Here is an 11925-nt window from a genome sequence, read left to right as displayed (position 1 = left end):
AAAGTATAGGTTTTTATTTTTTTTAATTTAAATAAAATAAATTATAAAAAAACTTGATACTGTACGACCATACAGTATACTTGCTCTATCAAAACGACGTACCAGACGTTATTAGTGGAGTAAATTATGAAAGACGATAAAGAAAAAGCATTAGCAGCAGCCCTAGGCCAAATCGAAAGACAATTTGGTAAAGGTTCAATAATGAAGCTTGGCGACAATACTACAATGGATGTAGAAACTATTTCAACTGGTTCGTTAGGTCTAGATATTGCCCTAGGCGCCGGTGGTTTACCTATGGGAAGAGTTGTTGAAGTTTATGGTCCAGAATCAAGTGGTAAAACAACATTAACTTTAGAGGTTATTGCTGAAGCGCAGCGTAATAATAAAGTTTGTGCTTTTATTGATGCTGAGCATGCACTTGACCCTATTTATGCTGAGAAGCTTGGTGTTAACATTGATGAATTACTTATTTCACAACCTGATACCGGTGAGCAAGCACTTGAAATTGTTGATATGTTAACTCGCTCTGGTGCTATCGACGTTATTGTAGTTGACTCTGTAGCTGCTCTTACACCTAAAGCTGAGATTGAAGGTGACATGGGTGATTCACATATGGGATTACAAGCGCGTATGTTATCGCAAGCTATGCGTAAGTTAACGGGTAATTTGAAAAAATCTAATACCATGCTTATCTTCATTAACCAAATTCGTATGAAAATTGGTGTTATGTTCGGTAGCCCTGAAACAACTACTGGTGGTAATGCACTTAAATTTTATGCCTCGGTTCGATTAGATATACGCCGTATTGGTGCGGTTAAAAATGGTGATGAAATTATTGGTAATGAAACGCGTGTCAAAGTTGTAAAAAATAAAATTGCTCCACCTTTTAAACAAGCTGAATTCCAAATACTGTATGGTTTAGGTATTAACAGCTTAGGTGAATTAATTGATTTAGGCGTTAAAAATGGTTTTGTTGAAAAAGCAGGTGCTTGGTATAGTTGCAATGGCGAACGTATTGGACAAGGTAAAGCTAATGCCACTAAATATCTTGAAGAAAACCCAGAGATGGCAAAAGATGTTGACTCTAAATTAAGAAACCTATTATTGAGTAAGAATACTGATGCCAAAAAGGATGAAAGCGAAACTCTAGATGTAACAGAAGAGTAAGAGTATTTTGTAAATTAAATCTACTTTGAGATACTTCGTTATAAAAATATCTATTTCCCACAAGAAATCAAATATAAAATAGGTTATTCAAGTAATTGAATAACCTATTTTAGTTAGGGCCTTAACAAAATAAGAGCTTTTAATTATCTATACTGAAAGTAATACTGTTGGTCTATTGTACTAATATTGCTCATGACGGGATATCTTCAGTGATAAACAGTTTAATTATCAACTTTATACCATTTCAAATTCATCCGTTAAGTGGCTTTTTCCATTAACCTCATCAGTAACTTGTATGATTATTTTACTGTGATAATGATCCTTACTCTTAATGTAAGGTTGTTTCTAGACAGCCATACTAATCTTAATACTTTATGCTCACCCTAAGTTTTTAGAGACCGTAGCAAAGCTTTTGCTGTTAAATTTACTGCTTATCTAGCTGTTTAGCTTAATTATACCAATCGGACTAATTAATTGATCACTTAACGAGAATTAAAAGGCTTAGAGGCACAAGTTATACGTTCCAAACATAACTTAAGTACCGACATCCATGTCGGCAAGGCATTGATTGCAGAGAATGGTTATTCTCGGTAACTGCTCCTGCGTTACCCTAATAACCCACATCCATGTGGGAACCTTGTCAAAATCAATAACGCGGCATATAAGCCTTATAAACTCGCCTTTCGGGAGCTCATTAGCAAACTGATAACCGCACAAAATGAATGAAATATAGAATGACTATAATTAACTCATTGTGTTTGTTCTAAGCTCGCTAATGTAGCTCTAAGTTGGTCAATTTAATAATCCGTTTGGTATTACATATACCCAGTTACCTATTGATTAAAATACTATTAATCAAGTCTTAGTCTATTTTACGGCTAAATATAAAGTCACCATTTTAAGTAATCGCTTTAGCTCGAATTGATAGCGTTATTTTTTGTTGGTATAGAGTAATTATTTGCTACAACTGCAGTGCGACAACTGTTTCTTTTAAGATTTCTTTACTGAAAATATAAAGATAAAAAGAAAATTTATATTTAAATTGTTTTTATTTTATTCCTTTATATCAGCTACTTATTCTTGTTGTTTTGTTTTGTTTTCTTTTGGCATAGCTTTTGCCCTATAACCTATATATTTAATTAGCAACTGTAATAATAAATATCAAAAAATTTTGTTAGTCATTAACGAATATAGAATTGGCTGCATAATAATATTTAATAATGACGGTAACTAATGAGCTTAATCGTTACCGTAAATAAAAATCGTTTGTTGATTGTAATGCAATCAACAGACAATTATCTCGCTTAAAAATAGAATTAGGAGTTTTATATGTCAGAGCCTATTACCCGTTATAAAAATTTTATCAATGGTCAATTTACTGCGTTAACAGGGGCGGAAATAGAAAATTATAACCCTTCAAATCAAAGGTTGCTATCGACTATTCCGCAATCAAATGAACAGGAAGTTAATCATGCACTTGACTGTGCTAAAGATGCGCAATTAGCTTGGGGCTTGAGGCCAGCGATTGAACGTGCAGGCTTCCTTCATAAGATTGCTCAAGGTATACGTAAGAACGCTTCCGAGTTGGCTTTATGTATTACTAAGGAGCAAGGAAAAGTACTTTCGTTGGCAGAGGTTGAAGTTAACTTTACAGCAGATTATCTAGATTATATGGCCGAGTGGGCAAGACGTATTGAAGGCGAGGTGATAAACAGTGATCGTGCTGGAGAAAATATCTTCTTATTCCGCAAGCCGTTAGGTGTTGTGGCTGGCATTCTACCTTGGAACTTTCCTTTTTTCTTAATAGCAAGAAAAATGGCTCCAGCACTAATTATGGGGAATACTATTGTAATTAAGCCAAGTGAAGAAACACCTAATAACTGTTATGAATTTGCAAAAATTGTTGCAGAGTCTGGTTTACCGGCAGGTGTTTTTAATGTGGTCGGTGGTGATGGTGGTGGCGTTGGACATCAACTAACGAGTGATAAACGAGTCGATATGATCAGCTTTACGGGTAGTGTTGATACAGGAAGTCGAATCATGGCTACTGCATCACAAAATATTACTAAGCTTAACTTAGAACTTGGTGGTAAGGCACCCGCTATTGTACTTGATGATGCTGATATTGATTTAGCAGTAAAAGCTATTACTGCTTCAAGAGTCATTAATACTGGACAAGTGTGTAACTGTGCAGAACGCGTTTATGTACAACCTAATGTTGCGGATGAATTTATTAGTAAGTTAAAAGTATCGATGGAACAAGTGACCTTTGGCGATCCTTTATTACAAGACAACCTTGATATGGGCCCATTGGTTAATAAAATAGGTCTTGATAAGGTAGCGAAAATGGTAGAAACAGCTAAAATTCAAGGCGCAGAAGTAATCACCGGTGGTCACATTGCTGACCTTGGGGCAGGTTATCATTACAAACCAACAGTTTTAGCAAACTGTAGTAATGATATGGAAATTATGAATAAGGAAATATTTGCTCCTGTATTACCAATTCAAATCGTTAGTGATTTATCTGAAGCAATTACAATCGCTAATGCAAGCGATTATGGTTTAACGTCTTCTTTATATACCCGTGATATTAGTAAAGCGATGCAAGCGGTTAATCAGCTTAGTTATGGTGAAACGTATATTAATAGAGAAAACTTTGAGGCTATGCAAGGGTTTCATGCCGGCACTCGTAAGTCAGGCATTGGTGGTGCTGATGGTAAACATGGGTTATACGAATATTCACATACACACGTTGTTTACATTCAAGCCTAAGTAAATAGAGCATAATTTGGTATTGAATGATCAATTTTTTCAGTACCATAATTATGCTCACTAGATACTTGTGATAACTAATGGAGTGTATATGGATAAATTTGAAGGTATTTTACAGCGTTCTTCAGTGTCATTTTCTATTATTGATTCATTGGAGCAGTTTCCACAATGGATGGCGCTGTACCGCTATCGTAATGATTTGAGTGACCATATCTATGTCCAAAAATCACCTTTGATAGATAGATTAAATTGGCATTCAACTTCGTTAGTTACCAATATTAAACAATCTCAAGTACGAGTATTTCATGCATTAATGGCTAATAGTGAAAGTGGTACACTTATATTTGATTATGATATCCAGCAACAATTTAATCAAATTGATGATAACGAAAATACGGTAGTTATTTTAGATAAACATCAATTAATGGACAGTATGGAGTTCGTCGTAAAACAAATAGATGAACTTAACAAGGATCAACAACAACGAAATATTTATGTAATTCATCCTGCTGAGTTACCTTTAGGCACTCAACTTTGTTTATACAGAGGTTTGTAAATTAACAGTAAACATCTAACCCAGCATTTATTTCTCAAGGAATAACATCACCTTAAAAAATTCCCACCTAATGTTCAAACTTTTTAATTACACATGATTTTTAAGTAAGGTGGGTATTAGGGGGGCCGGAGAGAATGGTTATTCTCGGTAACTGCTTCAATGTTAACCTAATATACGCTATTCATATGTAACCCCTTTTTAAATCAAGAATGTGACATAAAACGTTCTAAGCTAGTTCTTTAGGTAAAACTGAGTAAATCACATCCCACGCAACACCTTTTTACTAAGGAAGAAATCTTAGTAAAAAGGTGTGCCTTGATTATGAATCGCTAAGACTTTCTAAAACGAGCCTCGTCAAATGGCACAGGCATATTTATAACATTACTTTTTAGCCTATCTTAGTCTTCAAATTTTAATGACTTTTCTGTTCAATATTTTAAAAGTGGCATTTAGAAGCGTTTAGTGTCGCATCTCTGTGCTACACCTGTGTACTTCTACATAAATCCTCTAAAAAGTACGTTTTAATTAATTGTATATAAATCAATTATTTAATTGTTTGTTTTGGTTTGAATCTCTTTGGCATGTTATTTGAAGTATTAATTTGCCAATAAAAAAAACTTAAATGGAGAGTTGATAATAATGAAATCTATAATATTAAAAATGAAATATCTTAGTTGTTGCATCGGGGTGGCAGGGCTAGTTCCTATTTATTCAGCTTCAGCAGCGAACTTAACAACACTTAATAAAAAAATTGAAAATTATAAAACGGTTACTCATAAACGATTAGTGGAGGCTGCGCCAGAGGACTGGTTGTTACCTAAGGGGAATTATGAAGGCTGGATGCACAGCAAACTGAAAGAAATAAACTCTAAAAATGTAAGCAAACTTAAACCCGTTTGGACTTATTCGACTAATTTGGATTCAGGTCATGAAGCTCCAGCTCAAGTGAACAATGGCGTTATGTTCGTGTCAACACCGTATAATAATGTATTGGCTTTAAATGCTAAAACAGGACAATTGTATTGGCGTTACAAACACGATAATCCGTACGATTTAAGTGTTATGCATAATACTAGCCGAGGCGTGGCATTGTGGGGCGATAAAGTGTATGTAGCTGGTTTAGATGGCACGCTTAACGCTTTAGATGCAAAAACCGGTGAGCGTTTATGTCAAAGTCAAATTGGTGATTGGAGCATTGGGGCGTACATAACGTCAGCTCCAACGCCAATTAAAGGCAAAATTCTTGTTGGACCTTCTGGTGGTGAGTATGGCGTACGTGGTTTCTTAGAAGCTATGGATGCTGAAACTTGTGAAACTGCTTGGAAAACATACAGTGTACCTGGTCCAGGTGAGCCAGGTCATGAAACTTGGAAAAAAGAAGGAAAACGTCCAGATGCATGGAAATATGGCGGTGGCAGTATGTGGATGCCAGGTAACTATGATGCCGATGCGGACATCCTTTATTGGGGCGTAGGAAACGGTTCACCTTGGTTAGGCGATCAACGTCCTGGAGATAATTTATATGTAGCATCTTCGATTTCAATGAACCCAGATAATGGCAAGATTGTGGGACATTATCAGTACCATTACAATGATTCTTGGGATTGGGCCGCGATGAATGCTCCTATGCTTATCGATAACGTTAAAGATGGTAATAAAAAGGTTAAAGCTTTAGTTTCTCCTCAACGTAATGGTTATATGTATTGGTTAGAAAGAGATGAGAAAGGTAAAATTGATTATCTAGAAGGTAAACCTTTCGTAGAAAATAATGCATTCAAATCATTAGATCCAAAAACTGGCCGTCCGACCTATGATTATGCTCATGTCCCTGTTACAGGAAAACGTGTTTCTTACTGTCCAAGTCTATGGGGTGGTAAAAACTGGCCTTACGAATCTTATAACCCAGATACGGGTATGATTTATGTTCCATCAAACGATAATCTTTGTAATTCATTTATAGGTAAATTCCAAGATGATGTTGAACCTGCTTCAGGTCAATTTTGGGCCGGCATCGATATTCCTGAGTTAGATGTATATTTGGCTGATAAGAAAAAAGGTGTAGGCCAGATGCAAGCTTGGGATGTTAATAAGCGCGAAAAAGTATGGCAGCATGATTATGGGAAAACAATGAACTGGGGTCCAGTTTTATCTACTGCAGGAAATATAGTATTTAGCGCAGGTACTAATGATCGGATGTTAAGAGCTTTTGATGCTAAAACTGGCGAAGTACTGTGGGAATTTCCTTTAAATTCAACGGCTATAGCACCACCTGTTGCTTATGAAGTTGATGGCAAACAGTACATTGCAATAACGGCTGGCTATGGTGTTGATCCACAATGGACTAATGGTGTATTAGCAGCAAAAGATGAAAGTGGTGAGTGGATAGCAGATGTGCCAGAAGGGGGCGTAATCTGGGTATTTGCACTACCTGACGCATAGTGTTTATTAGGAGAGGCTCTAGTCTCTCCTAACTTTTTTGAAATCAAAATTTAAAAATTTATTTAGCCTGCTGAAGTTCGAGGTATGAAGTGAAAGAAAAAAATAATGATAAACATGATGATATAGAACAGCCAACATGTTGTGGTTGTTCTCAAGTCGATCAAGTTCAAGAGACAGATAGCAAGAGGCGCGATTTTTTCAAATATCTTGCTCTTGCAATACCAACAGTAAGCCTTTTTAAAGGCAATACTGCGATAGCTGCAATGAATAAAAAGTCTCCTGAAAGTAAATTACCTCCACAAATAGGTGATCGTTTTACTTATCATAGTAAGCGTTTACGGGGGCCGTTAATAAAGATGTCTGATTTAGTTGAATTAGGTAAGCAAGTATTAGTAGTGCCCGTTGATCCGAATACGGGTGAAGTACGTGACTCTTCTCGTTATAACCAAATTCTTCTTCAAAAGTTGTCAAAAGAATCTTTATCAGCGGAAACACAGCGCTTATCTGCTGATGGCGTTGTTGCTTATTCTGCAATATGTACTCATAACGGTTGTCCAGTTACTGGATGGGTCAAAGAAGATGAGAACTATATGTGCCCATGTCATCAATCAGTTTTTGATCCTAAAAATAATGGCGGCGTTGTGTCTGGACCAGCCCCAAGGAAGTTACCCGCATTAGCACTAACGGTTGAGAACAATGAGCTTGTCGTTGCCGCAGAATTTAATAGTTGGATTGGGTTTGGCAAGCCGCGACGATAAATTAGCAACTTGAATCAATAGTAGCCAATGTAATGCTACTTAATAGATAACTTAAGAGAGTCAATTATGAAAAAAATAGGTATGAGTTTAATTGTTGTTTCGCAATTGTGTTTAGGACTTGTTACATCAACTACTGCGATAGCTGCAGCAAAACCAATATCTGGTGTAAGTTGCAACGACGGATTTTTTGTAAGAACTCCTGATAAACATATTCATTGGATTAATGAAGAGACTGAGGATCATGTGGAAGTTTACGATCAAAGTGATGATATATATGCTATGGCTCAATGTGGAACTGGTGTTGTGACTGTGTTTGAAAAAATCATTGATGGTAATCAGCAGTATAATGCGATTTACAGCCCAAATTGCATGGATATTGGCAGTGAGAAAGGTCTATCGTCACAGATTTATCAAGGTAAAGAAAAAATAAATCGAATTGATTCTAAAGACGGTAAATTGGAAATAAGATTTGTAAACAAAACTTATTTAAGAGGCGAGTCTTGTGATTCAGTTCATGCTGACTAATAAACTGAAAAGTTTACCTTTAGGGCTAGCCACAGCGGTTAAACAGTTAATCTGTCTAACCGTTACCTTTTTATTTTTACTGAGTTGTGCTGATACTAACAATACAGCTCAGGAAAAAATAGAGGATGACCGAGTGATGCTCAGGGCATTACTAGGCAAATTAGAACAATCTTATCCTCTATTACCTACTGTGGTTGACAAACCAACATCCTCACCGCTGTTTACCTTAGGCAAAGAATTATTTTTTAGTCGATCACTTAGTGGCAATAAAGATGTTGCCTGTGCAAGTTGTCATCACCCTTATTTAGCGGGAGGGGATAAACTCAGTTTGCCTGTAGGAGAAGCTGCTTATGATCCTGAGTTACTTGGTCCTGGGAGATGGCATGACTGGCAGTCTTCAGCCGATCCTCATGCTGATGGTGCACCTAATGTCGCGCGCCATTCTCAAAGTACATTTAATGCTTCATTGTACAATCGTGCGATGTTTTACGATGGGCGTGTTTTTGTCTTAGATAAAGAGTCTAAGAGTGGTGGTGAAGGTCAAAGCCATCGCACACCTGATAGTAATTTATGGCAAGGAGATACTTTCGCTGGAAATGATCTGCTTGCTAGTCAAACCCGTTTTCCCATTGTTTCAAATGACGAAATGCGAGGTTACAGTTTTGCTACTTCACAAACCCACGAAGGAATTCGTGAAGCACTTGTCGAAAGAATGAAACAAAATGATAAAAACCAATCTTGGTTAGCCTTATTCCGAGACGCGTTTAGCGTACCTAATGGTAATGCTGATTCGTTAATTACTTTTAATAACATTGAAAAGGCCATTTCTTATTATCAATCTACTCAAGTGTTGATAGATAACAACTGGTATGCCTATGTTAAAGGAAGTGAAGATGCGTTGACTAACTTAGAAGTGGAAGGTGCATTGTTGTTTTTTAATAAAGCAAAACAAGGTGGCGCTAATTGTGTCTCTTGTCATACACCACCTTTTTTCTCTGATGAAGAATTCCATAATATTGCTGCACCACAGTTAGGCAAGGGAAAGCAGCCAAACGGTGAAGATTACGGTCGTCGTAATGTGAGTCAAAATGATAGTGATAGGTTCGCATTTAGAACACCTAGCTTACTGAATGTGACAGCTACAGAGCCCTATACACATTCAGGTGCGTTTACTGATTTATCTGATGTCATCGCACACCACATAGATCCTGTAAGTTCCATAGAAAATTATGACTTTAGTTTTTCGAATAACCCACAAATGAAATATGTCAGTGAGCTTAATTCACAGGCTAAAGCGCATTCTCAAAAACCCCTTGAGCTTTTACTTGAGCAGCAAAAAAGTGGAGTGAGTAAACTTCCCAGTAAAGTAAATATTGATAGTCATCAAAGAGAAGCTATAGCAGCATTCCTTAGTGCACTCACTGATCCTTGCTTAAATGACCAAGATTGTCTCGCTGTTTGGGTACCTAATGAAAATGACACTGCTCCCGATTCTTTGCGGTTAAACGCAAAAATAGGCGATTTCTCCCCCCCGCCTAAGCCTGTAGCAAGTGTTAATAAAACCTTAGTAAATCATGCTAAAAGTAGCATTAAATCATCAGGACTTGTAAAGGCTGTCATTCTTGAGTCTCATCGATTTGGTTGTAAGATTTCTAAACCAAGTAAGATCGAAAATAAACCGCATAAATTTGATGAGGTGGGCTTAATTTCAGGGCTCACTCAGCGTCACCATATATCGTGGCCACTTTATAATTTACAATCTGCACAACGTTTAGTTTTTAGTGGTGGAGTCGCTGCTGGGGATGTTGATGGTGATTGTTGGCCAGATATTTTTCAGCCAACAGGAGATAATTCTGCTGACGCCTTATATCGTAATAATAGAGACGGTAGTTTTACGAATATCTCAAAAGAGTGGGGAATCACTTCTAAAGAGTTATCTAATGGTGTTGCTATGGTAGATATTGATGGTGATAACGATTTAGATATTATTACCTCAAATTTGATTCACCCTAGTTTATCTTCTGTCGCAGGAGAGTTAGGTGGTGACGAACATAGTCAAAATCCAACTTTATATATAAATCATAACAATCAGAAGTTTATCCCCATGAAAAACTCTGGGATTGCTGCACAATTAACCAGTTGGTCATTTGCTTTTGCTGATTATGATTTAGACGGTGATTTAGACGCACTTACAACGCATTGGCGAGGACCGGGTTTAGGTGGCCAGCAACCTAATCATTTATGGGAGAATATCAGTACCGATGAAACTTTAACATTTGTACCAGCCGATAAAGGCGCAAACTTAATGGATATGATTGGTAATACCGATTTTACATTTACAGGTGCATTCTCAGACATAGATAATGATGGTTATCTAGATTTATTAATGGCAGCAGATTTTGAAACGAGTCAAGTATATAAAAATAATCGCAACGGCAGCTTTACAAATACCACCCATCTTTCGCAGATCACAGACGACAATGGAATGGGAAGCGCTATTGCTGACTACGATAATGACGGTGATTTTGATTGGTTTGTCAGTAGTGTGTCTGATCCTAATGGCGTGGCTGAAGGAAATTGGGGGACAGAGGGGAATCGTTTATACAATAACCAAGGTGGTAAATTCATTGATGTGACTGATGAGGCCGGTGTTGCGGAAGGCTTATGGGCATGGGGAGCTTGTTTTGCCGATTTTAATAATGATCAGTGGCCAGATATCTTTCATGTGAATGGCTTTGATCTCGATAGTGAACTCCGTAAGCATTTGGGGAGTCCATTTGCCTATATGAAATTAAAGCGTGCTATGCAAGAGTTTGCCAATACACCAAGTAAACTATTTATCTCTAATAAAGATGGTAGCTTTACCGAACAAAGTGCTGATCTAGGGATTACTGATACATTATCTGGTCGAGGGGTTGCTTGCTTAGATTATGACAGAGATGGTGATGTTGATATTCTTGTTAGTAACCATCAAGATCGTTTATTGCTTTATAAGAATAATGCCTCTTCAGTTACTGGTTATGGGTTTATCCATTTATCCTTGCAAGGTCTCGGTAAAAACACACAAGCTATCGGTGCAAAAGTCTATGTTACAGCCAATGGTGTAACGCAATTACAAGAGATTCGTTCTGGAGGTAGTTTTATTTCAAGCTCCCCATCAGAGTTACATTTTGGGTTAGCTGATTCTGATATCGTTGATGAGATCCGTATCGTGTGGCCTGGACTTGAGCGATTTGAAAGCGTAATAAATTCTATACCTATTAATAAATTTTATACTATTAAACAGGCAGGTAAGGGTAAAGATGAAAATAAAGTTACTGACTCAGAGTAATAGTGATTCCTTCATGAGAGACGGGTGTCATCGGTGAATAAACAATCATAAGCTAGTGATAAGTTTGTATAAAAAAATCTCAAGCAATTAGCGTCGAGTTTTTTGAAAGAAGCTATTATCTTAGTACCTGGATATAACCATGAAGTACTAAGGTCTGATTAGTTACGTTAAAACTAAATTAAAAAGCGACACTTGTTGCATTAAATGCGACGCACTATGCTACTGGTGTCGCATAAGGAGTCGCACGTTTACATAAGTTTCGTTAAGTCAAATGATATAATGAAAGCAACATAATGATGATATATTTAAGAGGTTAGTTAGTATATTCGTCTAAAACTACTGAAGTTAAGAGAGAGAAGAGTTACTTATTTCTAGTA

General features: G+C 36.9%; 7 protein-coding genes. All 7 read left to right on the top strand.

Going from position 1 to position 11925, the window contains the following annotated elements:
- Positions 1 to 126: 126 nt before the first annotated feature.
- The 7 genes from recA to Q4503_RS02735 all read left to right on the top strand — a co-directional run bounded on the left by recA (position 127) and on the right by Q4503_RS02735 (position 11548).
- Positions 127 to 1167: a recombinase RecA gene (gene recA / locus Q4503_RS02765; RefSeq protein ID WP_303601332.1), complete on the top strand. Its 1041-nt coding sequence runs from the start codon at positions 127 to 129 to the stop codon at positions 1165 to 1167.
- A gap of 1329 nt (positions 1168 to 2496) precedes the next feature.
- On the top strand, positions 2497 to 3939 hold the full coding sequence (gene aldA / locus Q4503_RS02760; RefSeq protein WP_303601331.1) for an aldehyde dehydrogenase: 1443 nt from the start codon (positions 2497 to 2499) through the stop codon (positions 3937 to 3939).
- Between the two features lie 91 nt (positions 3940 to 4030).
- Positions 4031 to 4495 (top strand): hypothetical protein, encoded by a 465-nt coding sequence (locus Q4503_RS02755; protein WP_303601330.1) that lies wholly within the window; start codon positions 4031 to 4033, stop codon positions 4493 to 4495.
- 639 nt (positions 4496 to 5134) lie between these two features.
- Positions 5135 to 6934, top strand: a complete 1800-nt coding sequence (locus tag Q4503_RS02750) for a PQQ-dependent dehydrogenase, methanol/ethanol family (protein ID WP_303601329.1) — start codon at positions 5135 to 5137, stop codon at positions 6932 to 6934.
- A gap of 89 nt (positions 6935 to 7023) precedes the next feature.
- Positions 7024 to 7692: a ubiquinol-cytochrome c reductase iron-sulfur subunit gene (locus Q4503_RS02745; RefSeq protein WP_303601328.1), complete on the top strand. Its 669-nt coding sequence runs from the start codon at positions 7024 to 7026 to the stop codon at positions 7690 to 7692.
- 66 nt (positions 7693 to 7758) lie between these two features.
- Entirely contained in the window at positions 7759 to 8217 is a 459-nt protein-coding gene (locus tag Q4503_RS02740) for a hypothetical protein (protein WP_303601327.1), read from the top strand.
- Positions 8195 to 11548: an FG-GAP-like repeat-containing protein gene (locus tag Q4503_RS02735; protein ID WP_303601326.1), complete on the top strand. Its 3354-nt coding sequence runs from the start codon at positions 8195 to 8197 to the stop codon at positions 11546 to 11548. Before Q4503_RS02740 ends, Q4503_RS02735 begins: the two co-directional genes overlap by 23 nt.
- The last annotated feature ends 377 nt before the right edge of the window (positions 11549 to 11925 follow it).

It is taken from the genome of Colwellia sp. 6_MG-2023 (assembly GCF_030547765.1).
Classification (GTDB): Bacteria; Pseudomonadota; Gammaproteobacteria; order Enterobacterales; family Alteromonadaceae; genus Colwellia.
This window is presented reverse-complemented; position numbering and strand designations above follow the sequence as displayed.

Excerpts from the sequence above, each read along its gene's own strand:
- recA (WP_303601332.1), top strand. The coding sequence starts at position 127 with ATGAAAGACGATAAAGAAAAAGCATTAGCAGCAGCCCTAGGCCAAATC.
- aldA (WP_303601331.1), top strand. The coding sequence starts at position 2,497 with ATGTCAGAGCCTATTACCCGTTATAAAAATTTTATCAATGGTCAATTT.
- Q4503_RS02755 (WP_303601330.1), top strand. The coding sequence starts at position 4,031 with ATGGATAAATTTGAAGGTATTTTACAGCGTTCTTCAGTGTCATTTTCT.
- Q4503_RS02750 (WP_303601329.1), top strand. The coding sequence starts at position 5,135 with ATGAAATCTATAATATTAAAAATGAAATATCTTAGTTGTTGCATCGGG.
- Q4503_RS02740 (WP_303601327.1), top strand. The coding sequence starts at position 7,759 with ATGAAAAAAATAGGTATGAGTTTAATTGTTGTTTCGCAATTGTGTTTA.